The sequence below is a fragment of the Bradyrhizobium acaciae genome (genome assembly GCF_020889785.1).
In the GTDB taxonomy this organism is placed as follows: domain Bacteria; phylum Pseudomonadota; class Alphaproteobacteria; order Rhizobiales; family Xanthobacteraceae; genus Bradyrhizobium; species Bradyrhizobium acaciae.
This window is the reverse complement of sequence record NZ_JACMYK010000001.1, coordinates 23530-48110: the sequence shown is the minus strand read 5'-3', so window position 1 is coordinate 48110 and position 24581 is coordinate 23530. Positions and strand designations below refer to the sequence as shown.

At 63.2% G+C, this 24581-nt stretch carries 23 protein-coding genes; 21 read left to right on the top strand and 2 right to left on the bottom strand.

From position 1 onward, the window contains the following. The first annotated feature begins 29 nt into the window (after positions 1-29). The 8 genes from H8A92_RS00230 to H8A92_RS00195 all read left to right on the top strand — a co-directional run bounded on the left by H8A92_RS00230 (position 30) and on the right by H8A92_RS00195 (position 8941). Positions 30-1193: an AGE family epimerase/isomerase gene (locus H8A92_RS00230; RefSeq protein ID WP_229193820.1), complete on the top strand. Its 1164-nt coding sequence runs from the start codon at positions 30-32 to the stop codon at positions 1191-1193. Between the two features lie 128 nt (positions 1194-1321). Further along, on the top strand, positions 1322-4276 hold the full coding sequence (locus H8A92_RS00225; protein ID WP_229193818.1) for an alpha-mannosidase: 2955 nt from the start codon (positions 1322-1324) through the stop codon (positions 4274-4276). A gap of 135 nt (positions 4277-4411) precedes the next feature. Beyond that, on the top strand, positions 4412-5137 hold the full coding sequence (locus tag H8A92_RS00220) for a helix-turn-helix transcriptional regulator (protein WP_229193817.1): 726 nt from the start codon (positions 4412-4414) through the stop codon (positions 5135-5137). A 191-nt stretch (positions 5138-5328) separates the two neighbouring features. Continuing rightward, a complete protein-coding gene (locus H8A92_RS00215) occupies positions 5329-5958 on the top strand; it encodes an acyl-homoserine-lactone synthase (protein ID WP_229193816.1) in 630 nt (209 codons plus the stop codon). Positions 5959-6213: 255 nt separating this feature from the next. Continuing rightward, a complete protein-coding gene (locus H8A92_RS00210) occupies positions 6214-6561 on the top strand; it encodes a hypothetical protein (protein WP_229193815.1) in 348 nt (115 codons plus the stop codon). Between the two features lie 304 nt (positions 6562-6865). Next, entirely contained in the window at positions 6866-7876 is a 1011-nt protein-coding gene (locus H8A92_RS00205) for an ArdC family protein (protein WP_229194046.1), read from the top strand. 280 nt (positions 7877-8156) lie between these two features. Then, the gene (locus H8A92_RS00200; protein ID WP_229193814.1) at positions 8157-8303 is read left to right on the top strand and encodes a hypothetical protein; all 147 of its coding nucleotides are present in this window, start codon (positions 8157-8159) and stop codon (positions 8301-8303) included. Positions 8304-8536: 233 nt separating this feature from the next. Next, entirely contained in the window at positions 8537-8941 is a 405-nt protein-coding gene (locus H8A92_RS00195; protein ID WP_229193813.1) for a thermonuclease family protein, read from the top strand. A 97-nt stretch (positions 8942-9038) separates the two neighbouring features. Here H8A92_RS00195 and H8A92_RS00190 read toward each other — a convergent pair whose 3' ends face one another. Further along, positions 9039-9341, bottom strand: coding sequence for a hypothetical protein (locus H8A92_RS00190; protein ID WP_229193812.1), 303 nt, complete (start codon positions 9339-9341; stop codon positions 9039-9041). Positions 9342-9609: 268 nt separating this feature from the next. Between H8A92_RS00190 and H8A92_RS00185 the strand changes: the two genes are divergently transcribed. From H8A92_RS00185 to rlxS, 7 genes are all read left to right on the top strand, one after another. Beyond that, the gene (locus H8A92_RS00185; RefSeq protein WP_229193811.1) at positions 9610-10416 is read left to right on the top strand and encodes a DUF2285 domain-containing protein; all 807 of its coding nucleotides are present in this window, start codon (positions 9610-9612) and stop codon (positions 10414-10416) included. Positions 10417-10580: 164 nt separating this feature from the next. Then, entirely contained in the window at positions 10581-10790 is a 210-nt protein-coding gene (locus H8A92_RS00180) for a helix-turn-helix domain-containing protein (RefSeq protein WP_229193809.1), read from the top strand. A gap of 40 nt (positions 10791-10830) precedes the next feature. After that, a complete protein-coding gene (locus H8A92_RS00175; RefSeq protein WP_229193807.1) occupies positions 10831-11319 on the top strand; it encodes a S26 family signal peptidase in 489 nt (162 codons plus the stop codon). A 386-nt stretch (positions 11320-11705) separates the two neighbouring features. Continuing rightward, a complete protein-coding gene (locus tag H8A92_RS00170) occupies positions 11706-12110 on the top strand; it encodes a hypothetical protein (RefSeq protein ID WP_229193806.1) in 405 nt (134 codons plus the stop codon). Positions 12111-12197: 87 nt separating this feature from the next. Further along, positions 12198-12449 carry a PilZ domain-containing protein gene (locus H8A92_RS00165; RefSeq protein ID WP_229193805.1) on the top strand — a complete coding sequence of 84 codons (252 nt, stop codon included), beginning with the start codon at positions 12198-12200 and terminating at the stop codon, positions 12447-12449. Between the two features lie 685 nt (positions 12450-13134). After that, complete coding sequence (locus H8A92_RS00160) at positions 13135-13446, top strand: DUF736 domain-containing protein (protein WP_229193804.1); 312 nt, start codon at positions 13135-13137, stop codon at positions 13444-13446. Between the two features lie 585 nt (positions 13447-14031). Beyond that, a complete protein-coding gene (gene rlxS, locus H8A92_RS00155) occupies positions 14032-15999 on the top strand; it encodes a relaxase/mobilization nuclease RlxS (protein ID WP_229193803.1) in 1968 nt (655 codons plus the stop codon). Positions 16000-16007: 8 nt separating this feature from the next. Here the strand turns inward: rlxS and H8A92_RS00150 are convergent, their stop codons facing one another. Further along, positions 16008-17357 (bottom strand): GSU2403 family nucleotidyltransferase fold protein, encoded by a 1350-nt coding sequence (locus H8A92_RS00150; protein WP_229193802.1) that lies wholly within the window; start codon positions 17355-17357, stop codon positions 16008-16010. 429 nt (positions 17358-17786) lie between these two features. Here H8A92_RS00150 and H8A92_RS00145 point away from each other — a divergent pair, with 429 nt between their 5' ends. From H8A92_RS00145 to trbE, 6 genes are read left to right on the top strand one after another with little or no spacing between them, the layout of a single operon-like run. Further along, positions 17787-19814 (top strand): conjugal transfer protein TraG, encoded by a 2028-nt coding sequence (locus tag H8A92_RS00145; RefSeq protein ID WP_229193801.1) that lies wholly within the window; start codon positions 17787-17789, stop codon positions 19812-19814. A gap of 47 nt (positions 19815-19861) precedes the next feature. Continuing rightward, entirely contained in the window at positions 19862-20377 is a 516-nt protein-coding gene (locus H8A92_RS00140) for a CopG family transcriptional regulator (protein ID WP_229193800.1), read from the top strand. Next, positions 20370-21353: a P-type conjugative transfer ATPase TrbB gene (gene trbB, locus H8A92_RS00135; protein ID WP_229193799.1), complete on the top strand. Its 984-nt coding sequence runs from the start codon at positions 20370-20372 to the stop codon at positions 21351-21353. The genes H8A92_RS00140 and trbB overlap by 8 nt, the downstream gene beginning before the upstream one ends. Positions 21354-21372: 19 nt before the next feature. After that, positions 21373-21741 (top strand): TrbC/VirB2 family type IV secretion system protein, encoded by a 369-nt coding sequence (locus H8A92_RS00130; RefSeq protein WP_420831272.1) that lies wholly within the window; start codon positions 21373-21375, stop codon positions 21739-21741. Next, positions 21741-21998, top strand: a complete 258-nt coding sequence (locus H8A92_RS00125) for a VirB3 family type IV secretion system protein (protein ID WP_229193798.1) — start codon at positions 21741-21743, stop codon at positions 21996-21998. The genes H8A92_RS00130 and H8A92_RS00125 overlap by 1 nt, the downstream gene beginning before the upstream one ends. Next, a complete protein-coding gene (trbE, locus tag H8A92_RS00120) occupies positions 21992-24580 on the top strand; it encodes a conjugal transfer protein TrbE (RefSeq protein WP_229193796.1) in 2589 nt (862 codons plus the stop codon). Before H8A92_RS00125 ends, trbE begins: the two co-directional genes overlap by 7 nt. Position 24581 lies beyond the last annotated feature (1 nt).

The window sequence follows — 24581 nt, the reverse complement described above, 5'->3', positions numbered from 1 at the left end:
ATGTGCATCAAAGGCTGAGAGCCTGGCTATTGGATGACGCTATTCCGCTGTGGACGAGTGTCGGTCTCGATGCCGCCGGCAGTTTCTGTGAAGCCATTTCCCAAGGCGGCCATCCGGTGGTGGCCGCCCGGAGAGCCAGAGTGCCGGCACGCCAGATTTACGCACTGCTCACGGCCAATCGGCTGGGCGCCCGAATAGACGTCAAGCAGGTGCTGCGCGGCGTCGACAGATACTTCGTCGATTTTGGGCGCCCGGACGGGCTCTTTCGATGTCTGCTCTCACATGACGGTATGATTCTGTCAGATGGAGCGACGCTCTATGATCAAGCGTTCGCCATGCTTGCCGGCGCTGCGGTGGCCCGGCATTCCAGGCGGCGAGCCGAGCGCCTTGCACATTCGGTGCGTGATTGCCTGATTAGAACATGTCGGCATCCCGCCGGCGGTTTTTCAGAGAGCGACCGCCCGTCATCGCTACGATATTCGAACCCGCACATGCACCTTCTCGAGGCATGCTTGGCCTGGATCGAGCTTGACGCTAGCGGAACCTGGCATCAGTTGGCGCAGGAGATCGTCGACTTGGCGCTCGCACGGTTCATCGGAGCTGGAGGGGCGATCTACGAATGCTTCAACGCTGATTGGTCACCTCAGGCCGGTATCGCCGGTCGCGTCGTCGAACCCGGACATCAGTTCGAATGGTCTTGGCTTCTCACGAAGTGGGCCAATTCGACTGGGAATGACGCCGTCTATCTGGCTGTCGATCAACTACAGAAAATCGGTGAAGAGCGTGGTGTGGCGCGCCCTCGATCGGTCGTCGTCGACACAATTCTTGATGACTTCACGGTACTTGAAGACACATCCCGCCTCTGGCCTCAAACCGAACGGCTGAAAGCGGCAGTTGCACGCGCGGAGCGCGGGGGAGATGCGTGGTGGGCCGTGGCCGCCGAAGCGGGTGAAAGCCTCGAGCGATTTCTGCAGACCCCCATCAAGGGGCTATGGTGGGACAGGATGTCTGCGAACGGGGAATTCTCCGAAGTAGCCACGGCGAGCTCGCTATACCATCTGGTATGCGCGATTGATGCTCTTGATCAAGCGGTCCAGGAGCGCGGGGCGGTGCCGGCATCGAGATCTTCGGGAATCGCGGTGATCGATTCTGGCGCCGGCGACGCTGCCGGCTCCGATGCGGGTGAGGGATGATCGACAGGATGGATAGGTCCACGGAAGACCCGGCGGTCGGGCGGGCTCGCGGGCGCTACCCAAGGTATACACGCGGCCGATTGGAGCGCTTTGCGCAAAGATTGCGGCGCAGGGTTCACTCCGATCGCGTGCCGGCGGTTTCCCTCGAGCTCGCCGGTCCGACGGAACGCATCGGTCTGCAAGAGGCACTGAAGCTCGACTATCGGCCGGCTTCCCTGGGCCAGGCACTCGGTCCGCTATGGGCGACCTATTGGGTCCGCGTTGCAGCCGAAGTACCGGAGCACTGGGCCGGTGCGAGAGTAGACCTCTATTGGGATAGCCGCTCGGAAGCCTTGCTTTGGCTGGATGGGCTCTCGTCGCAAGGTCTTAATCCCGGCCGCCACATTGCGCCGCTGTTCGGCTCGGAACGTGGGGGAGAGCGTTTCACCTTCTATGTCGAGATTGCCTGCAACGGCCTGTTCGGTGCCTTTGGCAGCGAACCGCAAGCGTATACACTGGCGGCGTGCGAGCTGCGCCGCTTCGACCAAGACGCCTCGGCATTCTATTTTGATTTTGATGTCCTTCGCCAGCTCGAAGCCGATCGTGATCCCTCGAACAAGCCGAGGTCGTACGGAGGCGTCGGCGAGGTGGTGCAACCGGCCTTGGACCGAGCATGGGCCGGCCGGTTGCTCCATGACCTCAACCGGGTATGCAACCTCGCCGATCCCGACGATCGAGCGACATGGCCGCCGGCGCAAGCGGTACTCGGCGACTTGCTTGCTGCGCGAAACGGCAGCGTAGCCCATGAACTGTCGGCTATCGGCCATGCTCACCTCGATACGGCCTGGCTGTGGCCATTGGACGAAACCCGGCGCAAGGCCCAGCGCAGCTTCTCGACGGCGATTGCGCTGATGGATCGCTATCCCGATTTCAGGTTCGCGTGTTCACAGGCTTATCAATACGCCATCATAGAACAGAACGACCCCGGCCTGTTCGCGCGAATCCGCGCCAAAGTCCAGGCTGGACAATGGATTCCTGTCGGCGGCAGTTGGGTGGAGCCGGACTGCAACCTGCCGTGGGGCGAGTCGATCTGCCGCCAGTTCCTTTATGGCCAGCGCTACTTCGAGCGGACCTTCGGCAAACGTTCCGACGTGTTCTGGAATCCCGACGTGTTCGGCTATGACAGCCAGCTGCCGCAGCTTATGCAGCTGGCGGGCATGTCTCGATTCCTGACGCAGAAACTGTCCTGGAACAAGTTCACCTCGCCGCCGCATCATAGTTTCAACTGGCGCGGCATCGACGGCACCACGGTGCTGACGCATTTTCCACCTGCGGACACCTACAATGGCTCAGCGCAGGTCGCGGAGCTGCGCTATCACGCTGCGAATTACAAGGACGCCGACCGGTCGGCCGACGCACTCTATCTGTTTGGCTACGGCGACGGCGGCGGCGGGCCCGACGAGACGATGCTCGAGACGCTGCAGCGCGCGAAAGACTTGCAAGGGGCGCCAAGGATCCAGATTCGTACCGTAGACGAGTTTTTCGATCGCCTGGCGACATCAGCTGAAGATCTGGCCACGATCGAGGGTGAGCTCTATCTCGAATATCATCGCGGTACCTACACGACACAGGGAGAGATCAAGCGTCTCAACCGCGCATGCGAGGCCAGCCTTCAGGCCCTCGAATTCATGGCCACCATTGCGCATGCATGGGAGCGGCCGGCACCGTCGGCAGCGGACATCGAAGGACTGTGGCGCACGCTGCTGGTCAATCAGTTTCACGACATCATTCCAGGAAGCAGCATTCGCGAGGTCTATGAGAGGGCAGAGGCCGATCTCGCTGCGGTCGAGGAACAGGCCAAATGCCGCACCCAGGCACTGCTGGCCGCCTTGTGCGACTCCAACGGCGCCGGCTGGACCCCGGTCAACAGTCTCGGCAGCTCTCGCGCCGAGGTCACGCTCGACCCCGAAGGCGCACTGCGGTATATCGTCGCCGCGCCGTTCGCGGCAGGCGAGGCGGCCACGACGGAGGAGTGCGTCACGTTGTCGGTCGGTCCGGCCGAGTTTGTGCTGACGAATTCGCAACTCAGGGCGCGCATTGACTGCACCGGTCTTGTTCGATCGCTGGTTCACTTGCCGACCGGCCGCGAAACCCTGGCGTCGGCCGGTGCCCGGTTTCTGTTGCTTGATGACAGGCCGCTCGACTTCGAGGCATGGGACATCGATCCGTTTGCGCTGGAGACCGCTCGGGAACTGACCGGCGAGGTAAGTTTTAGCGTCTTGTCGGATGCTGGCCTGAGAAGTGAGGTACGGTTCGAGCGGACGCTCGGAAAAGCGAGCTGGCTCACACAGGTGATCCGATTGGATGCCGGTGCTCATCACCTTGAGTTTGAGACCACCGTCAACTGGCAGGAGCGCCGAACCCTTCTGAAGGTGATGTTTCCCGTCGCTTGCCGCGCATCGCGAGCGACCTATGAAACCATGTTCGGCGCGACCGAGAGGCCGACCCACGCCAACACGGATGCGGACGCCGCCAGGTACGAGGTCCCCGGCCATCGCTGGTCGGATATCTCGGAACCGGATTTCGGCGTGTCGCTGTTCAGCGACTCCAAGCACGGCTATTCGACGTTCGGCAATCAGCTCGCGCTCACGCTGCTGCGCGGCGCCACATCCCCCGATCCGAAGGCCGACATCGGGCAGCATCGCATGCGCTATGCGATCTACCCCCATGAGGGCGATTGGCGCACCGCCGATACGGTCGGGAGAGCCCGGCGTTTTGCGCGTCCGGTGCTTTGGACCAAGGGGCGGGCGCACGAGCCGTTACAACAATCATTCCTGCAGGTGTCTCCGCCCAATGTGGTCGTCGATACGATCAAGCCGGCCGAGGACGGACGCGGCTGGGTAGTGCGGCTCTACGAAAGCTCGGGCGTTCAGGCTCGCGCGATGCTCAAATTTGGCGTCGATGTTGAATCGGTGTGGACGAGCAGCATTCTTGAAGATCGGCTTGAGGCCATCCCGGCCGGCAGCCGGACCTGCCAACTATCCCTGCGTCCGTTCCAGATCGCAACACTCCGGGTGTTCCAAGCTGCTTTGCGTGACGGATAGAATGACATTCCATGCTCGCTCGCGAGCGCGATGATCCAGCCACGCGTATCGTCGTCGCGCGACATCGCAACCTTCGAGGCGAGTCAAGAAAGCCCTCGAGATCGAGGCTCCTATCGGGAAGCGGGCTGCCGGCTCATGAAGGCACCTGAACGTCTGCTCGAAGAGTTCGCCGATGCCATTCACACGGCTGAGGACGCAAGCGGCTTTGAAAGGGTGGCAACGCGAGTAACCGAGCAGCTAGGCTTTCGCTGGTTCGCCTACCTCGATGTTGCGAGCGGCAAGCCTGCCATCATCTCGTCCTACCCAAGGAGCTGGACGCGGCGATATGCCGAACATGACTATCAGCGGCTGGATCCGGTGATCCGCCGCGCATCCCGAGAAAACAAGCTGTTCGACTGGGGGAGCGCCGCTCCGGATCGGACAGCCAGCCAGCCCGAGCGCCATTTCTTCGATGAAGCCAGGACTTTCGGTATCAAGGCGGGACTCACGGTTCCTATCAGGGGCGGGTTTGGCCGGACCGTAGCCTTCACGCTCGCCATGGATGAGAGGTCACCGTCGATCGAGCATCCGGAACAGAACCTGCTGGAGGTCATTCAACTGATTGCATTCTATTTTCATGCGCACCTGTCGGCGCGGACGCGCGGACATCCGGAGTGTTCAAATCCAGACATCTTGACGCAACGCGAGCGACAATGTCTGAGCTGGAGCGCTCAGGGGAAGACCATGAGCGATATTGCCGTTCTCGTCGGCATTTCGCCGCGAACCGTATCGTTCCATCTTGAGAACGCACGGGCCAAGCTTGGCGCGTCGTCGATTGCGCAATGCGTCGCCGAGGCGCTTCGGCGGGGTCTGCTCTCATGAGCCGCCGGGAAGGGAGCCGGCGCGGCCCCTGGATCGGGTAAGAATGCCTCTAAGTTGAGTTCATCGGCTTCGTACGTAGTTTGATGTGACTAGATCATTCTTCCCGACGTTTGCATCCTGTCAGATTCAACAGGTGAAGCGAATAACACGCTCTGATTGTGTGGGCTCCGCCGAGGGTCGGGAGACTATGCATGCACGCCGTCGCAATCGAGAGTCATCAGTTTGGAGAGAACGTTGATCTGCTAACGCGGATGTATCAGCTCAGGCGGCGGATATTCCACGATCGGCTCGAATGGGACGTATCTGTCAGTGACGGCATGGAGCTCGACATCTTCGATACGCTCAGTCCATCCTATCTGGCCGTGTTGTCCGATCGCAAGGAAGTGCTGGGTTGTGTGCGCCTGTTGCCGACCACCGGCCCTACGATGCTTGGCGAAGTCTTCGCCTCGTTGCTTGCAGGCACACCGATGCCGCGCGATCGTCGGATCCTCGAAAGCTCCCGTTTTTGCGTTGATACGCAAAAGCTCGCGGATTCGTCGTCCGGAGGACTAAGCCGTGCGACTTTCATGCTGTTCGCTGCCATGATCGAGTATCTGCGACGCACTGAGTCCTGCTCGATCGTCACCGTCACCGACGTCCGGATGGAGCGAATTCTTCGTCGGGCGGGATGGCCTCTGCAACGCATTGCACCACCGCAGCCGTTCGGCAGAACGATGGCGTTAGCCGGGTACTTGCACGGCAATGACAGTGCGTTCTCTACATTATGCCGACAGGCCCATATCTCATCGCCCGTCCTTGGCATTCCCATGGAACAAGCCTGAGTTGGCGTCTTCGCAGGCGGAGCATAACGGCTCGGCGTGTCGCGGCAAGGAATTGCCTAAAGTCGATTGGTTGCGGGTATGCTGGCAGATCCTCGAACGAGCAGGGTTGTTCTTGTGAATCCTGCGTGGGTCTTGTCAGCAGGTGAGGCCTGCGCGCAGGCACGAAAGGCGAGAGAAAGCCTGAGGCTTCTTGCTGCCTGCCATGAGTGGTTCACTGTCCGGGCCTTCGCTATTGGAGACCTCGGCTCGACTGCCTTGGATCCATCGATCAGCCGTCTTTCGAATGACGCACTAGACCTTTGGACGGATACTGAATTCATCGCTGATATGGAGGCCTCACAGGGCTGCTGCGTTCTCCTGGGTGGGGGCTGGATCGACGAGGACATCTTGATGCTCGCGCTGCAGGGGGCGTGGCTCGGCTACGATGTGCGATTGCTGCTCGATCTGTCGTGCCAGCGGTGCGAAGGCGACGAGGGCCTGGTTATCAAGCGGCTTGTGCTTCACGGCGTCATACCGACGACCCTTCGCCAAACCGCGCTGGAGTGGTCCGTTCAGATCGGCGATCGGGGTCTCAGGCAATTGGTAAGACAATTCTCGGGCTGACCGGGTGATGAGGACGGTCGCGCATTTCGCAGCGGCGGCGCTGAGCCGGCCTCAAGCGGCCGGCGCTCTTTTGTTTGCTGCCCCCATCGGCGGGGTGGGCGGCGCTCCCGTATAGCCCCGAACCGGCAACCCGCAACCGCGCTTCGATCAATCCCTCTTGCAGTCCTGTCTTTGAGCGCGGTCCTCCGCTGCCGCTCCGGCCGTTCCGGTGCGGCTTGCCTCTGCGTTCGGGGCTGTGCGGTCGCTTTCGCCGCCCACCCCACCTCCGGGGACCTGCGCGGGGAAGAAAGCAAGGACGAGAAGCATGTCAAACAAGGAAGGCCTGCGCGCAGAGAGGCCGCGCGCGACGCTTTATGAAGAAGTCACCGACCGGATCATTGCCGAACTCGAGCAGGGCATCGTGCCGTGGGTGCAGCCCTGGGGAAGCGACGTGGAGCAATCCGCCATAGGCTTGCCGCGCAACGCGGCGACCGGCCGGACCTATTCCGGGATCAACATCCTGATCCTGTGGGGCAGGCTGTTCGACGAAGGCTATCCCTCGCAGCAGTGGCTGACCTTCCGGCAGGCCATCACGCTCGGCGGAACGGTTCGCAAGGGCGAACATGGTGTCGGCATCTGCTATGCTGACAGGTTCGTGCCCAAGGAGCGCCGGACCAAATCGCAATTTGATCCGTCTTCCGCGCCAGGCGAGGGGGTCGAGCCGCAAGCGGTCGCGTTTCTGCGGCGCTATACCGTCTTCAACATCGCCCAATGCGACGGCCTGCCGGACCATTGTCACGACCAGGCATCGGCTCTGCCCGAGCGGGAGATCGTGCCGGAGGCCGAGGCGCTTGCCCGCGCGACGCTCGCGGATATCCGCCACGGCGGAGACGAGGCTTATTACGAGTGCGAACGGGACTACGTCCAGCTGCCGCCGCAACCGGCCTTCTTCGACCAGATCAACTACTACCGGACCCTGTTCCATGAGCTCGGGCATTGGACCGGGCACGCCAGCCGGTTGAAGCGCGATCAGACCGGCCGTTTCGGTACCAAACCCTACGCCAGCGAGGAACTGGTCGCCGAGATGGCGGCGGCATTCGTCTGCGCGACGCTCTCCATTTTTCCGACGGTCCGGCACGCCGATTATATCGGCAACTGGATCGATGTTTTGCGCGGCGACAACCGCGCGATCTTCCACGCCGCAAGCAGGGCTTCAAAGGCTGCGGACTTCCTGCTGGCTTTCCGCCCGCCGGCTCTCGCCGTCTCGGCGGCAGCCGTCGATGCGTCGGATATGATCACCGGCGGCGCGGACGATCATCTGCGTCGGCCCGGTTGACGCGGGGAGGGAAAGCGCAGAGGCGGCGGTGACGGTGTGCAGGAGCGACCGCCTCACGCTCTTGACGTTGGGAGCGGCCGAGCGGCCGGATCGGTTCGGCGCAAATGGAGGCGAACCCAACCGATTCGCCCGCAGAGACCTCCGCCGCAACCGCTTGTCGGGAGTCCCCGAGTCGTGAATCAAACCCTAACGCTCCGGGAAATAAGCCTGCGGCGGTGGCTCCGCGACTCAGACTATGAATCCGGCTCGATCCTCGGAAGGAATTGGACGGAGCTGGCCCATGCCAAATGCATTCAGCATCTTTGTTGACGGCGGTGCCATGGTGAAGCGGTGCCTCGCGCAATGCGTGGTCGGAGGGGCGACGTTGACCGCGACGCTCGTGATGCTGGCGCGGGTCGTTTCCTCGCTGACGGTCGGGACGCCATAGTCCGTCGGCTGGACGTATGGACCGGTAAACGGGGGGATGTCGCCAGGGCAGAACATGTCGCAAGTATCGGTCGTTGTGCGGTCGGACCGGCTCTCGGGATGGCGGAGGCTTGCAGGCCGCATATTTGCACTGGTCGTGTTCGCCGCGATACCGGTCGGTCAGGCGTGCGCCGGCGACGTCGCCGGGCAAGCGAGCGTGATCGACGGGACACCATTGAAATCCATGGCACGCGCGTGCGTCTCTACGGGATCGACGCGCCGGAGCACGACCAGCTCTGCCGCGATCCGCATGGCGGCCATTGTCGCTGTGGCCAGGTGGCCGCGAACGCGCTGGTCACGTTCATCGGCCGGCAGACCCTGACCTGCGTGGAGGTCGACCGCGACCGGTATGGGCGGTCCGCCGCGGTCTGCAGCGCCGGCAAGGTCGATCTGGCCGACTGGCTGGTGCGCGGCGGGCTTGCGATCGATTGGCCGCGCTACAGCAGGGGTGACCACACGCCGGCTGAAGTCGACGCGCGAAGCAAACGAAGCGGCATTTGGAACGGAGAATTTGTCGAGCCGTGGCGGTACCGTCTATGCGTCAGCGCCGGAGGCCGGCCGACTGGCTGCTCCGACGAACCGATGGGCCGGCAGCAATAGCGCGCGGCTTTCAGGGGCGGGGCGGCGGGACGGTGCAAACGATCCGCCGCAGCAAGGATCCGAACAGCCGGCGCACAAGAAACCGGACCCATGTGCATCAATCCAGTGGCCGCTCGAGCCGTGTGCACATGGGGCCGGCCTGATCGTCGCCGCGGCTTTCGGAAGGCCATCTTGCGATGTTTCCGGGATACGTCATCGCCGTGATCGGTGCGACTGGCGATGCCGCGGCGGCCTGGGCGCGGAAGAACCGCGCGCTTACTTCTTCATCTTCTTGGTTTTCTTGGCGACCTTCTTGGTCGCCTTCGCCGTCTTCGCCTTCTTCGCTTTCTTGGCCATGTCGTCCTCGTGGTTTGGTTGGCTTGACGAATATGCGAACGCTGTGAATCTGCGCGCGCACCACCAAGCTAATCTGAAACTAGCAAGATTGATACCACGTCGGGTTGACGCGTTGCCTGAGCGTCGGGCACCAATCAGGGATGCTGCGCGTCCTGCTCTTGCTCCAAGGATGCTGCGCTGCTCGGGCAATTGCGTTGCCGGTTCATCGGCAGGCTACTGGCTGTGCGGGCGTGCCTTACGTTCGGTTGTTGAAGTCTAGGAGCCGTGCTCTTGCCCCATTCGGCCGAAACGATCATAAGCGCAACCTCAAGGCGTGATGGGCCCTCTTGAACATGTCGCAGCACAGGCGAGCTCGGCGCTACGGCGGCGAGGCGGCTCCCGGTCAGGTCCGCTTCGATGCCGTCGATTGGGCATGGGAGTTCCTGCGCCGTAACGCCGACTACGCCGCGGACTGGCGGCGCTCCATCCCGCGTCATCCGCCGTGCCTTGCGCTAATGGACGGCACGCGGCTACTGCGGTTGCCGCGTCGGTTCCCGCTTGCCGAAAAATGGGGGCTTCTGGCGTTCGCGGACCCTATGCTCACCGCGCGCGATACGCCGGTGTTCTGGCATGCGCGCGCATTGAAACGCCTAGTGCGGCTGAGGGCGCTGCCGCCGTGCGAGGGCGACAAGGAGCCGCCGAACTTGCTCGCCGATTTCAGGGTCGAGCGCCACGCTGTGATCGACGCTGACGGTCGGGTGCTCGTGCTGCTGAAGGGCAGGGGCGTCCACGTCGCGGTCGAGCTCCATGATCTCCGGGTTCTGACCCGGCGGTTCCGACCGGCCTTCGAGCTCGAAAGGCTGTCCGATCTTGCGGACCAGACGGAGCTCTTGAAGCGATTGCAGCGCTTCATGGTAAGCGGGCCGGCGCCTGAGACCTCATTGTTTGGCGGCGACGAGCGGCTTCGCCAGGCGCTGCTCGCGCTCGACGAAAGCCTGAACGGCAAGACCTATCGGCAGATCGCAACCACGATCTTCGGCGCGAAGATGGTCGCCGAGGACTGGCAGGGGCCGAGCCAGTTTCTGAAGGACCGGACCCGGCGGCTGGTCGCCAAGGGCACCGAGCTGATGAAGGGCGGGTACCGCGATCTGCTTGGTTGAGTGGGCGGCCTGCCTCTCGCTGGACGAGACCTGCCCCCGCGGGGTGGCAAACCGCGCCGGCTGATCTTCGCCACTCGGATTCCAGCGCGATCTGACGACGCTGCTCCTCGCATCCCGTGTCTTGCGGGCTCTGTGCGAAGGAGTACGGGACAAACATGACGAAAATGGAAGACAAGCAGCCTGACAAGCTGTTCCTGAACACAGCGGAGGCGGCCGCCTGGCTCAGGCTCACCAAGAACACACTGGAGAAAATGCGCGTGCAAGGACGCGGGCCCGTCTATCGAAAGCACGGCCGCTACGTGCGCTATCACATCGAGGATCTCGTGGAATTCTCGCAAGCCAGCAAGCGGAGGTCGACGTCCGATGCGGATTAATCCACGCCGTCGCTTCAGGAGGGCCGCGATCCTCGCAACCATGAGCGGCGGCATCGCCACGTTGTGCGTTGCCTTTGCCGATCGCGTGCCGCTTGTGATCTATAATGCCTCCGGCAGCGCGCCGCTCGGCTTCTATGCGCTCGAGCGGCGCTTGCCGACAAGGGGGGAGCTTGCGGTGCTGAGGCCGCCGCCTTCGATCGAGCTTTTAATCGTCGCACACGAGATCGCGCCTCCGGCGGTGCCGCTGCTCAAGCAGGTTGCCGCGCTCGCGGGCGAGGAGATATGTCGCTCCAGGCAAGCGATGGATGCGATTTCGATAGGCGGCAAGGTCGCGGCCGAAGTGCAGGAAAAGGACCACGCGGGCCGGCCCCTGCCATCCTGGGAGGGCTGCATGCGGCTGGTCGACGGGGAGTATTTTCTGCTGCAGCCACATCCTCTCTCGTTCGATTCCAGGTATTTCGGGCCGGTCTTGCGGTGCGACATCCTCGGCGTCGCGCGTCCGCTTTGGACGTGGAATCCGGACGTTTGAATAGCGGATCACGATGAGCATGCCAGCGGAGGCCCGCTCTTCTTCCGTTGGCCTTGCACGATCGGCGAGCAGGCATCGAGCCGCTTCCAATGCGATCTCATGCCGATCCATCGTGGACCGTCGGACGGCAAAAAGCGGTTCTCCAATCTCTGATCATTTGCCGATATCGAAGCCGTCGAACTCGCTTGGCAACGAGCGGCGAGGTCAGATGGCGAACCTCACGACTCGATTGGACCGACCTGGTTCAGATCAAGCTCGCGCAGTCGTCGACGCCCGCCGATTGTGCTTGATCCATTGCGCCCATTAGCCATTTGGTAATTAATCCTTGATCGGGGGTTAACCTCTCTGGCCGAGACTTCTCATCAGCCTGACCGGAGACGTGGAAGTTGTCCTTCCAGCTGACCGTCCTGAAAGTGCTGGCCGGCCAGCCCACCGGGCGAGCCTCCGTTGCCGAAGTGCGGCACGCGGTCGAAATCCTGATGAACAGTGGCAAAGACTGGACTGATCGCATGAAGCGATTGGCCGAGCATGCGCCTGACCTGAATATCTTCTCGGCCAGATTTGTGGTTCGGGATGCGGCCGGTTGGGAGATCACGGAAGAGGGACGGCAATTCCTCGGCGCGCTTGAAACGGCGATCGCTGTTCGAAGGTCGCCGCTTCGCCCGGTCGACGACCCGCTAGCAAGCGGGCCCTCCGCAAGGAATGCCACCAAACTGTCTGATCCGCCGCGCAGACATCGTCGCAACGGCCCGCGGCGCCGCAAAGGTCGATCCAATCGGCGCACGGCGTGATGCAGCGCGTCGAGTTCCGTCGTTAGTGGCAACGCAACGTATCTTGTACGGCAACGATGTTTTGCATTGATTATTGAGGGGCACGACATGATTGTTGTTCCGGACAGACGAAGGTCTGTTCGCAATCCATCGCTCGACAATGCGCTGATCAGATTCGGTGACTTGTCATTGTGCTGCCTCGTGCGCGATATCACCGAGCATGGCGCAGCGCTCAAGGCAGACGAACCGCCATCCTCTCTTCCCGATCAATTCACGCTTATCGTTCCGCCCAGCAAGACTTACACGTGCAGCGTCGTTTGGCGCGAAGGCGACTGGGTTGGCGTCGTGTTCGATGTGTGACGACGACCTCCCAAATGCACGACAATTGCGTCGGTAAATTTGTTCGTGGCCGATTTCCATGGATGCCGCAGTGGCGTGGCGCAGGCAGACCCTTCCTCCGGTCAGGCGCGATCTGCCTGATCAACGCCGATTGCTGCAGCTCCGGGAGAGTGTCGCGCCTTCCTTTGCAGGGTGAGGCAACCAGACCGGCTGCTTCGGTCCTGTCATGACGCCGCGCTTTAAAGAGCGCGCTGTGACCGAAATTCTGGGAGTGTTGCCGGTTCATTCTCGCGAAAAATGCGGCTAGGTCCTGTGCGCGGGTCCGGCTGCGTCTCGCTGTGATTGACGTGCGGACATCGGCTTGTCTTTCGCCGATCCAGCCAGCTTCTGGCGCTGCTCAGAGGCGCTGCCAAAGCCAGCTCCGTCAGTTCCGTCGTGGGGCTCGCGTCCAACGCAGTCACGATTGGGCTGATCAAGCGCGGGGGACGGCAAGCGCCTCGATCGCCTTCCCTCAACAGCTCACGCCTGCCTTTTTCCCCTGCCGCGAAGGGGGCGGCATTCCTCGCGGGAAGACAAAAAAGCAAGCTTTCGCCGTCCTCCGCTGGCGCTGCGGGCCCTAAAGGCTGCGGGCCGATCGCTCCCCGGGCAAGGGATCGCCATCGAGGCTGCGATGGACGCGGCCCGAGCAAAACAGACGGAGATTATCATGGCGACCATCGGCACTTTCACCGCATCGGACAACGGCTACACCGGCTCGATCAAGACGCTGACGCTCAACATCAAGGCCAAGCTCGTCGCATCCGAAAAGGACAACGACAAGGCTCCCGACTACCGCATCTTCGCGGGCACGACCGAGTTCGGCGCCGCCTGGAAGAAGACCGTCCGCGACAGCGAGCGCGAATACCTCTCGGTCAAGCTCGACGATCCGAGCTTCCCGGCCCCGATCTACGCCTCGCTGGTCAAGGTCGAAGGTGACGAGGGCTTCACCCTCATCTGGTCCCGCCGCAGCGGCGACTGATCGGCCGCAACCATCGCCCCAGCCTCCTCGGAGGCGGGGCTTTTTTGCGTTTCTTGTGCCGCTTTGGAAAGGAGCAGAGCAGTATCCTACACTCTGATCAAGCCGTCGCCGTCGGCCAAAATACCATCAATCGGACGGATCTTTGCGCGCCGTTCTGCGCTGATTTTCGGGAGTTTCCCCGTCGTTTCGGGGGGCCGATTGTCGGTCTCGGCGCGCGCGGTCTTGCCAACTCGAACCGGCCGCACCCTGCGCGATTGCTCTCGGAGCCCGAATTGCTGTTTAGATCATCGCCGAAATCCGATCCCTCGTGTCACTTGCGGCTTCGGACCCGTGGCGATTTGAGCAGAGTGAGAGCCAGTAGGGCAGAGAGCGGAGCAATGAAGGGCGTAGGGCAAGATTAAAGCACTGGCGCTCGGTGAGGCCTAAGTCGCTGTCTGCACATCCAGGTTTTTGTCGCTATCGGGATCTCCGCTGTCGCCATGTTCGAACCAATGCAATGGCGATCCTGCGCAATTGCGTCTGCGTCTTGGCGAACGCTCGCACGCCCCACATATCGGCCATTTCTCCAAAGAGCGGATGCAAGCGATGCGAGAAATCGACGATGAATTCGACGTCAAGCTCGGACGTATCCGCAATCGCACGGCCGGGAAGACAACCAGCTATCTTCGACGCGTCCGGCAGGAAGCGACCAAGGCGGGTGTCGGTGCACGAGCGGCCTCCGCATTCACGGGCGCTCGTATCGGCCGCGGTCGCGCGCAAGGTGCGGTCCTGGCGGCGCGTGGGCGCAGTCCAGGGCAGCGCCGTGTCGTGATCAAGGCGCGGATCGTACGGATCAAGGCCGGTGACACCGGCGCCGTGCGGGCTCACCTGCGCTATGTCCAGCGCGACGGTGTCACGCGGGAGGGCGAGCCAGGCGAGCTCTATGACGCCGGCAATGACCGTGCCGACGGTAAGACGTTCACCGAGCGCAGCAGCGGCGATCGCCACCAGTTCCGATTCATCGTGGCGCCCGAGGACAGCGCCGAACTGTCGGACTTGAAACCGTTCGTGCGCGATCTCATGCGGCAGATGGAGCAGGATCTCGACACCCGGCTCGACTGGGTTGCCGCCGATCACTTCAACACCGGCCATCCCCATACCCACATCGTGGTACGCGGCAGGGATGACCAGGGAGGTGACCTCGTCATTGCGCGCGACTACATCACTCACGGCTTCCGGTCGCGGGCCGCCGAGCTCATCACCCGGGAACTCGGTCCTGAAACCGAGATCGAGTCTGCGCGCAAACTCCAGCAGGAGATCGGAGCCGAGCGGTTCACGCGGCTCGACCGGGCGGTTATTCGTGATGCTCCGGACGGGCTTCTTGAGCTGGGTCCGCTGTCTGGACAGGAACCCGCCTGGCAGACGGCGCGCATGGGACGGCTGCGAACGCTGGAGCGGATGGGGTTGGCGGAAGAGAGCGAACCGGGCCGCTGGCGGATCGATGCCGAGCTTGAACAAAGGCTCAGACGGATGGGGGAGCGCGGCGACATCATCAAGACCATGCATCGTGAGCTGGCCGCGGCAGGAGTCTCAAAGGCTGCCGGCGACTACGCGATCTTCGATCCGGAACAGGGCGGCCGGCGCCTGGTCGGGCGAGTCGTCGGCGAAGGGTTTGCGGATGAACTGACCGAGCGCCGCTATGTGGTGATCGATGGGGTCGACGGGCGGACGCACTACGCCGAACTCGGCGCGCTCGGCGGCAATCAGGAAGCGCCCATTCGAAACACCATCGTTGAGCTCAGGGCGCGCTCTGCCGAGCCCCGCGAAATCGATCGGACGATCGCCGAAATCGCCGCCGCGCATGGCGGCAGCTACAGCGACCGCCTGCATCGGCAGTTCGATCCGCAGGCATCGGGCGAGTTTGTCGGGGCTCATATGCGGCGTCTCGAAGCCATGCGGCGCGAGGGGGTGGTCAGCCGTCGTACCGACGGCAGCTGGAGCGTAGGCCAGGACTATCTCGAGGGGGCGCTCAAGTACGAGAAAGGCCAGCGCTCGCGCAACCCGGTGCAGATCTCGGTGCTCTCATGGCAAAGGCTTGAGGATCTGCCGCAGGCATTGGGGGCAACCTGGCTCGATCGCACGCTGGTTGCGAAGGAGCCCGATGGGATCGCATCGGCCGGTTTTGGCGCCGATGTCGAGACCGCCTTGCGCGTCAGGCGGCAATGGCTGGTCGAGCAGGGGCTGGCGCGAGAGCAGGAGGGGCAGGTGCGCCATGCGCGGAACATGCTTGGGACGCTCGAGGCGCGCGAGTTGGCGCGGACCGCCGCGGAGATATCCGCGCGCACCGGGCTTGAGCATGTTGGTGTGAAGCCCGGCGACAAGGTCAGCGGGCTCTACCGGCGCATGCTGACGCTGAACAGCGGACGCTTCGCCGTGATCGAGCGATCCCATGAGTTTGCGCTGGTGCCGTGGCGGCCGGTGCTGGAGCGGGCACGCGGACAGTTAGTCAGCGGCAGTGTCGGTGGCGAGGGTATATCCTGGTCGATCGGGATCAAGCGCGGCCGTGGGCGATGACGACGGACTTACTTCCGCCTGGGCACTCGCCGAGCCGGAAAACTCGCGACATCGGAAGTCTTGACCAGAACGGCGCCGGGCTCATCGACCGGTGAGGAGAGATATTTGGCGCGAGCGATCTCCTCGATCCTCGACCTGTTCTTGAGGAACGCATCAATGCGACCCTCTTGCGCGCGACCATCGGCACCGAAATGGTCTTCCAGCGCCTCGCGGCTGACGGCGCAGTTGACGGCGCCGCCAAGCTCCTTTCCCTGGAACGTCACGAAGTCGCGGCTGAGGTCATAGCGAGCAGGGGGATTGTCGAAGGACAGATCGATGCCGGGAATGATCGAACGAGGCGCCTCAATGGTCTTGAGCACTGCGTCCCGAACGGGGACCCCAAGCAACGCAAGCCCTTCGAGCATCAATTGGCGCCATTTGGGACCGCGGCCGTGAGCTTCCTCCCATGCCGATTTCAGCTCATGGGGACGCCTTTCGGCCAGCGCCGCGAGCAGGGCCCCGGACTGCTGCAGGTCCTTGTCGCGCTTTGCAAACCCCTCCGGGCGTCGGCGGGAGATGATGAGCTTGTGGACGGCATAGCGCGCCGGAGCAGGCACGTGCACGTGGATGCCGGCGCCATGCAGGATGACCGCGGGTTCGGGATCGCGGATCAGGAAGTCCAGGAAGCGCAGCGGCTGGGCGTCGGTATTCAGGGCGGGCAGCTTTTGAGGGCGGGCGGTCTCCTTGCCCTGGTGGGGCGTGAGAAAGTCGACGCGCAAGCCGCCCCTGGCCGCATAGCTGGTGACGCGCCTGCCGTCAGATATGTGAGGAACGGCACGAAAGGATTTGTCGACTTCCTTCAGCACCTCGAGAACGGGCGGCGTCGAGTCCTCGACCGCCACCGAGACATTCTTGAACTGGGCGATGTCGACGTCGCCGGTCTGCAGCGAGCCGGCGGAGAGGCGAACGCCGAGCATGGCCGCATAGGTTTGGTAGGCGATCGTTCCAACAAGCACGCCGCGAAGGCGGAACACGCCGGCCCTGGCAAGCGCCGCGATGATGTCGCCGATCTCGGGAACGGGGCGAGGGAAGCTGAACGATCGGACAAGGGCGGACACCAGCGCGCGGCGCTCGCGTTCGTCCTCGCGAACCTCCTGATGGTGAGCAATGCGCTCCAGCAGCTCCGGCGTCTCCGGCCCGACATAGCGCTGCGACCGTTCCGCGCCGGTGCCGGTCTGGAAGTACCAATACTTGCGGCCACCGATGTTCTTGGCCGTGAACGAGCCGTTGTCCGCAAAGGCGTCCCGGAAGGCGGCGGTCGCGGTGCGCTCCAGGAGCTCGGCATAGGTCGTCTGGCTAACGAGGGAAGGGGCCGGCACGGTCGTTTCCAAGGGTTATACTCAGTCTGCGGATTGAGTATAAGAGGGATGGAGCTCGGCGTCCATGCTCTCGTTTATACTCAATCCGCAGGGTGAGTATAATGGCGGTTGGCCTGAGTTTCAGGGGCGAATCGGCGCATCCGCCCCATCAGTAGGGATGTTCGCCCGGTTCCGCCCCCTTTGTCCCATGCCTGCCTTGGTCACGCGCTCGTCCGCATCAAGCGTCATCCAGTTTGAGCCAACCGCTCACCTTTTGTTGAGGTGTTGGATCATCCTTGACGAAACTGGACGCAGGTCCTTCTCGCGTTCGCACGGCTGATCGATGTTGCCCACGCTTCCCGGACACGATTTTTATTTCGATTGAACGCAAGGCGCATTCGCCCCTTTCATCGCGCCGCTCACGTTTCGTGAGGGGATGGGGCGAGCGGAATGTTTCCGGCAAAAATCTATGTCGGCCAGATCACGGTCGTGTTCGGCATTGTCGCTGCGTCGACATGGGGCGCGACGCAATGGACTGCTGCCGCTCTCGGCTTTCAGCAGCGGCTCGGCGAGCCCTGGTTCCTGGTCGTCGGCTATCCCGTCTATCTGCCGTGGCGGTTGTTCGAATGGTGGTTCGCCTACGAGGCCTACGCACCTGAGATATTTGAAGAGGGCGGTGCCATCGCCGCGACCGGCGGCATTGCCGGTGCGCTGTTTGCGATCGTCAACTCGGTGTGGCGGGCGCGGCAAAGCCAGCTGGTGACGACTTACGGCTCGGCACGCTGGGCCAATCTCAGGGAAATCAAGGAAGCCGGCCTGTTTGCCCCAAGGGGCGTGTTTCTCGGGCGCGTCGAGAACAATTACCTCCGGCACGACGGGCCGGAACACGTCATGTGCTTTGCGCCGACGCGATCGGGCAAGGGCGTGGGCCTCGTGCTGCCGACGTTGTTGTCCTGGATGTCGTCCGCGGTCGTGCACGACATCAAGGGCGAAAACTGGCAATTGACGTCCGGCTGGCGATCGACCTTCTCGCATTGCCTGCTGTTCAATCCGACGGATTCAAAAAGCGCACGCTACAATCCACTGCTCGAGGTCCGGAAAGGCGCGGCGGAAGTCCGCGACGTCCAGAACATCGCCGACATTCTGGTCGATCCCGAAGGTGCCCTCGAGCGCCGAACCCATTGGGAAAAAACCAGCCATTCGCTGCTGGTCGGGGTCATCCTTCACGTCCTCTATGCGGAAGAGAAGAAGACGCTCACCCGGGTCACCGAGATACTGGCCGATCCCGCGCAGTCCTTTGAGAAGACGCTCAGGATCATGCTGGCGACCAATCACCTCGGCAGCAAGGCAGAACCGAAGGTGCACCCAGTCGTCGCCGCGACAGCGCGCGAGCTTCTGAACAAGTCCGAAAACGAACGCTCGGGCGTCCTGTCGACCGCTGTGAGCTTTCTCGGCCTCTACCGCGATCCCGTGGTCAGCCGGAACACCGAGAGTTGCGATTGGCGCATCACCGATCTCGTGAGCGCCGAAAAGCCCGTCACGCTCTATCTCGTCGTTCCGCCGTCGGACATCAGCCGCACCAAGCCGCTGATCAGGCTGATCCTCAACCAGATCGGCCGTCGGCTGACCGAGACCTTGAATGTCGATGCGACCGGCTGCCGGCATCGCCAGCTCCTCATGATGCTCGACGAGTTTCCTGCGCTCGGCCGACTCGATTTCTTCGAAAGCGCGCTCGCATTCATGGCCGGATACGGTATCCGGGCCTATCTGATCGCGCAGTCGCTCAACCAGATCGTGAAAGCGTACGGCGACAACAATTCGATCCTGGACAATTGCCACGTCCGCATTGCCTTCGCCGCGAATGACGAGCGCACTGCCAGGCGGATTTCGGACGCGTTGGGTACCGCGACCGAACTGCGCGCGCAGCGCAACTATGCGGGCCATCGGCTGGCGCCCTGGCTCGGTCATGTCATGGTCAGCCGTCAGGAGACCGCGCGTCCCCTATTGACGCCGGGCGAAGTCATGCAGCTGCCGCCGCACCAGGCCATCGTTCTGGTCTCGGGCCTCGCACCCATCAGAGCGCTCAAGGTACGACACTATGAGGACGCAAACTTCGTCCGCCGGCTGCGCAAGCCGCCATCCCTGACGGGTGACGTATATCCCGATCGGCCTCCGGTGGGCCCGGACAATTGGGGCGGCGAGGTGCGCTCCGTCGACCTTCGCCTTGCGACCCTGCCGTATCGCGAGCTTCTGCAGGCGGGCGACGAGGAGGGTGGTCTCAAGCAGCAACTGCCGTTGTTTGATGAGGCGGCACCGCCCGCCGGCGATGTTCGCGCCATTGAGGAGCGGTTGCTCGACGATGAGTCCGATGTCGCTGCCGACCGCAGCCAGATGCAGCAGGCCGCGGTTCCCTCCAGCGCCATTCGTCGCGCCCACGCCGTCACCCGCGACGATGACGATCTTCTTCCCTCGTTCTGAAGAGCACCCCGATGAAACCGAAACTGTCGGCCTATGTCTCCGAAAGCGTGGCGCAGCGGCTTGAGCTCGCAGCAAAACGTCCGGGCACCAATAAATCGGCCATTGTCGATGCGGCGCTGGACCGCTTTCTCAACCCCGAGCGGGACACCAGCGGCGATGCGGCGCTGATCCGACGGCTGGACCGGATGAGCCGGCAATTGGAACGAGCCGACCGCGACCTCGGCGTTCTGGCGGAAACCATCGCGCTCTTCATCCGCTACTACCTGACCATCACACCGCCGCTGCCGTCGCCGGATCAGGACGCGGCGCGGGCGCTCGGACGCGAGCGGTTCGAGATGTTTGTTGCCCAGGTCGGCAAGCGCGTCGCCTCCGGTCGCCGCCTCGTTGCCGACGTCATGGATCGCGTCAGCGCCGCCAAGCCCGATCTCTTCATGCGGAACCTCGAAGAGGGCGCGCCTCTGGGCGCCGCCCAACCTGGTGATAGGGGATCCCGCTCGCACAGCGCGACGGGTGAGCCGCCGGAGCATTCTCCGGCAGGGCGAGAGGAGGTCGGCAATGTCTGATCTTCTCTCGCCAGAAACTCGCGAACGGCGCCGCGGCATGCTGCGGACCGCAATGGGACCGGCAATCGCGCTCGCCCTGGAGGAGCCCGATGTTGTCGAAGTCATGGTCAATCCCGACGGGAAGCTTTGGCTCGACCGGCACGGAAAAGGCCGCGCTGACACCGGCGTCGCCTTGACCCCACAGGAGTCGGAGCGAATCATTCGGCTGGTTGCCAGCCACGTGCGCGCCGAGGCGAGCGGCTCGTGTCCGATCGTCTCCGCCGAACTGCCCGAGACCGGCGAGCGGTTCGAGGGCATCTTGCCGCCGGTCTCGGTCGCGCCATGCTTTGCCATCCGCAAGCCGGCGACGACCACGTTCCGCCTGTCTGACTACGTCAAGGCGCAGATTGCGTCACCGGCGATGGCCAAGGTCCTGACGACCGCAGTCATCGAAGCGCGGAGCATCCTGATCGCCGGCGGTACCGGCTCGGGCAAGACGACGCTCGCCAATGCGCTTCTGGCCGAGATCGCGGATCTTGATGAGAGGGTGGTCCTCATTGAGGACACCCGCGAGCTGCGCTGCGATGCAAAGGATGCCGTGGCGCTCCGGACCAGGCCAGGCGTGGCAAGCCTCGCCGATCTCGTGCGCTCCACGCTGCGCCTGCGTCCTGACCGCATCATCGTCGGCGAGGTCAGAGGCGCTGAAGCGCTCGACATGCTCAAGGCCTGGAATACCGGCCACCCCGGCGGAATTGCCACGGTCCACGCCAACTCGGCTCGAGCTGCGCTCTACCGTATCGAGCAACTCATTCAGGAGGCGGTCGCAACGGTGCCGCGTCGGCTCATCGCCGAGGCGATCGACCTGATCGTCTTCGTCAAGGGGCGGGGTCCCGCACGGCGGATCGAGGCCGTCGCCGAGCTCAAGGGCCTCGATCCGTCAGGTGACTACCTGCTTGAAACGCCGCTCGGACTTCCAAACGCCTCTCATCGCCCCTGACCCCCAAGGAGACTGCCATATGTCCATTCGACTGCGTCTATGCATGTGCTCGCGCCTTCGCGGCTTCCGCTCGGTCGGCGGATTGCGCTTGGTCGAGTTCGGCGTGGCGTCGGCTTGCGTCCTGCTCAATGTCACGGCGGCGCACGCTGCCGGTTCGGGCATGCCTTGGGAGGCGCCCCTCGAGCGTATCCTGGAATCCGTGCAGGGGCCGGTCGCCAAGATCGTCGCCGTCATCATCATCACGGTAACAGGCATTTCGCTCGCGTTCGGCGATACCTCCGGTGGCTTTCGCCGGATGGTCCAGGTCGTGTTCGGCCTCTCGATCGCCTTCGCCGCCAGCTCCTTCTTTCTTTCGTTCTTCTCGTTCGGCGGCGGAGCGCTGATCTGATGCGCGCGGAAGGCTTTGAACTCGTGCTCCACCGTTCATTGACTGAGCCAATCCTGATTGGTGGCGCACCGCGTGCCGCCGCCATCTTGATCGGGACGCTGTCGGCCGTGATGGCACTCGGCTTGCGGCTTTGGCTGGCGGGCCTCGTGCTCTGGATTGTCCTCCACAGCGCTGCGGTCTGGTTTGCAAAAAGAGATCCCGCGTTCGTCGAGGTCGCGATCCGCCACACCAAGCACAAGGGCTCCCTCGCATGCTGAACTTGAGAGAATTCCGAAGCAATGCGCACCGGTTGGCCGATTGGCTGCCATGGGCGTGTCTGGTCGCTCCGGGCGTGATCCTGAACAAGGACGGCAGCTTCCAGCGCACGATGCGCTATCGCGGGCCGGATCTCGACAGCGCGACCGAGGCCGAGTTGATGAGTGTGGCCTCGCGCGTCAACAACGTCCTGAAGCGCTTCGGCTCGGGGTGGGCGTTGTTCTTTGATGCGACGCGCATTCCGGCCTCCGAATATCCACGCTCAGAGTTCCCCGATCCGGTGTCCTGGCTGGTCGACGAGGAACGGCGCGCCGCATTTGCGGGCGTCGTGGGTGTCGCGTGGGAGGACCCTTCGCGCCCTCATGGCCAGCACTTCGAGAGCGTGCTGCATCTGACCTTGATGTATCTGCCGCCGGCCGAGCGCGTCTCGCGGTTGGAGGGCCTGTTCGTCGAGAGCCCGCGAGGGAGCAAGGCCAAGGCGACTGACAGCCGACGCGTTCGGGAAGATCGGTCTGATGCTGATGCGGACCGCGGCGATCAAGCCGCCAACGGCGTCGGCGGTGATGTCGGCGCTGAGTCAGACCACGCGCCATCAAAGCGCCCCCAAGGCTCTCGCGATCACCTCGAGCGGTTCATCCAGGAGACCGATCGCGCCGTCGACCTGCTCGCATCGGTTCTTCCGGAGATCTGGCCCCTCAGCGATGCGGAGACGCTGACCTATCTCCATGGCTGCGTCTCGACCAAACGCCATCCAGTCGGCGTTCCCAGGATTCCGGCCTATCTCGATTGCTTCCTCAGCGATGAACCGCTGACTGGCGGACTGTCCCCGGCAATCGGTCGCAGCCATCTCCGCGTGCTGACGGTGCTCGGCTTTCCGCACGTCACGTTTCCCGGGCTTCTCGACGAACTGAACCGGCTTGGCGTCGCCTACCGCTGGGCAACCCGGTTCATTCCGCTCGATCGGACACAGGCCAACGCAACGCTGACGCGCTATCGCCGGCAATGGTTTGCCAAGCGGAAGTCGCTCTCGTCGATCCTGAAAGAAGTCATGTTCAACGAGCAGGCGGCGCTGCTCGACACCGACGCCAGCAACAAGGCGGTCGATGCGGACGCAGCTCTCGCCGAGCTGAGCGACGACCTGGTTGCCTTCGGCTACATCACAACGACCGTCACCGTCACCGATGAGGATTCACATCAGGCGGACGAGAATATCCGCGCGGTAGAGCGGGTGATCAACAGCCGCGGCTTCACTGTCATCCGCGAAACGGTCAATTCGGTGGAGGCCTGGCTCGGAGGGCTGCCCGGGCAGGCCTATGCCAATATCCGTCAGCCGATCGTCCATACGTTGAACCTCGCCCATATGTGCCCGCTATCGGCCGTGTGGGCCGGACCCGAGCGGTGCGAACATCTCGACGGCCCTCCGCTCCTGATCGCCAAGACCAAGGGCGCAACACCATTCCGCCTGTCGCTTCACGCCGGCGACGTCGGACACACGATCGTTGTCGGTCCAACCGGAGCAGGCAAATCGGTTCTGCTCTCGATGCTTGCGCTGCAGTTCCGGCGCTATCCCAATTCCCAGCTGATCACGTTCGACAAGGGCCGTTCCGCACGCGCGGTCACGCTCGCCATGTCGGGTGCCTGGTACGAATTGGGTGCGAAGGCTGGCATCGCGTTTCAGCCGCTGAAGGATGTCGCGGAGGAGGGCGCGAGGGTCTGGGCGCTGGACTGGCTGTGCGGCGTGCTCGCCCATGAGCGCGTGACGGTGACACCCGACGTCAAGGAGACGCTGTGGTCGGCGCTGCGAAGTCTCGGTTCCGCGCCGGTCGAGCAGCGCACCATGACCGGGCTCGTGGCGTTGTTGACGCGCGATGCGTTGCGGCAAGCGCTCCAGCCTTACACGCTCGAAGGTCCTTACGGCCGGTTCTTGGATGCGGACGCCGACCGTCTTTCCAGTGCAGATGTGCTGACGTTTGAGATGGAGGAACTCATGGCGTTGCCTGGCCTGGTGGCGCCGGTCCTGACGTACCTCTTTCATACCCTCGAAGACCGCTTTGCCGGCCGGCCAACGCTACTGGTGCTCGATGAGGCCTGGGTATTTTTGGACGATCCTCTGTTTGCGAGCCGTATCCGGGAATGGCTCAAGACGCTGCGCAAGAAGAACGTGGCGGTGATCTTTGCCACCCAGTCGCTTGCCGATATTGCAGACAGCCGGATAGCACCCGCAATCATCGAGTCCTGTCCCAGCCGGATATTCCTGCCGAACCCGCGCGCGCTCGAGGCGACCCAGACCGAGACCTATCGGCGCTTCGGATTGAACGACACCCAAATACATCTGATCGCGGAGGCCTTTCCGAAGCGTGATTACTACCTGCAGTCTCGCGCCGGCAACCGCCTCTTCGAGCTGGGTCTCGGACCGGTCGCGCTTGCGCTCGCCGCGGCGTCGTCACCTGAAGATCAGCGGATCATCGACATTGTCCTGTCGCGCACGGGTCTCCACCATTTCGCGGAGCGCTATCTCGCCGAACAGGGACTGCAATGGGCGGCGAACCTGATCAACACCTTCGAACAAGCCCACAAAATCTGAC

What these genes read in the sequence shown, in the direction of transcription:
- H8A92_RS00220 (WP_229193817.1), top strand. Translation starts at nt 4,412, where the DNA reads ATGAAGGCACCTGAACGTCTGCTCGAAGAGTTCGCCGATGCCATTCAC.
- H8A92_RS00215 (WP_229193816.1), top strand. Translation starts at nt 5,329, where the DNA reads ATGCACGCCGTCGCAATCGAGAGTCATCAGTTTGGAGAGAACGTTGAT.
- H8A92_RS00205 (WP_229194046.1), top strand. Translation starts at nt 6,866, where the DNA reads ATGTCAAACAAGGAAGGCCTGCGCGCAGAGAGGCCGCGCGCGACGCTT.
- H8A92_RS00200 (WP_229193814.1), top strand. Translation starts at nt 8,157, where the DNA reads ATGCCAAATGCATTCAGCATCTTTGTTGACGGCGGTGCCATGGTGAAG.
- H8A92_RS00185 (WP_229193811.1), top strand. Translation starts at nt 9,610, where the DNA reads ATGTCGCAGCACAGGCGAGCTCGGCGCTACGGCGGCGAGGCGGCTCCC.
- H8A92_RS00180 (WP_229193809.1), top strand. Translation starts at nt 10,581, where the DNA reads ATGGAAGACAAGCAGCCTGACAAGCTGTTCCTGAACACAGCGGAGGCG.
- H8A92_RS00175 (WP_229193807.1), top strand. Translation starts at nt 10,831, where the DNA reads ATGAGCGGCGGCATCGCCACGTTGTGCGTTGCCTTTGCCGATCGCGTG.
- H8A92_RS00165 (WP_229193805.1), top strand. Translation starts at nt 12,198, where the DNA reads ATGATTGTTGTTCCGGACAGACGAAGGTCTGTTCGCAATCCATCGCTC.
- H8A92_RS00160 (WP_229193804.1), top strand. Translation starts at nt 13,135, where the DNA reads ATGGCGACCATCGGCACTTTCACCGCATCGGACAACGGCTACACCGGC.
- rlxS (WP_229193803.1), top strand. Translation starts at nt 14,032, where the DNA reads ATGCGAGAAATCGACGATGAATTCGACGTCAAGCTCGGACGTATCCGC.
- H8A92_RS00145 (WP_229193801.1), top strand. Translation starts at nt 17,787, where the DNA reads ATGTTTCCGGCAAAAATCTATGTCGGCCAGATCACGGTCGTGTTCGGC.
- trbB (WP_229193799.1), top strand. Translation starts at nt 20,370, where the DNA reads ATGTCTGATCTTCTCTCGCCAGAAACTCGCGAACGGCGCCGCGGCATG.
- H8A92_RS00130 (WP_420831272.1), top strand. Translation starts at nt 21,373, where the DNA reads ATGTCCATTCGACTGCGTCTATGCATGTGCTCGCGCCTTCGCGGCTTC.
- H8A92_RS00125 (WP_229193798.1), top strand. Translation starts at nt 21,741, where the DNA reads ATGCGCGCGGAAGGCTTTGAACTCGTGCTCCACCGTTCATTGACTGAG.
- trbE (WP_229193796.1), top strand. Translation starts at nt 21,992, where the DNA reads ATGCTGAACTTGAGAGAATTCCGAAGCAATGCGCACCGGTTGGCCGAT.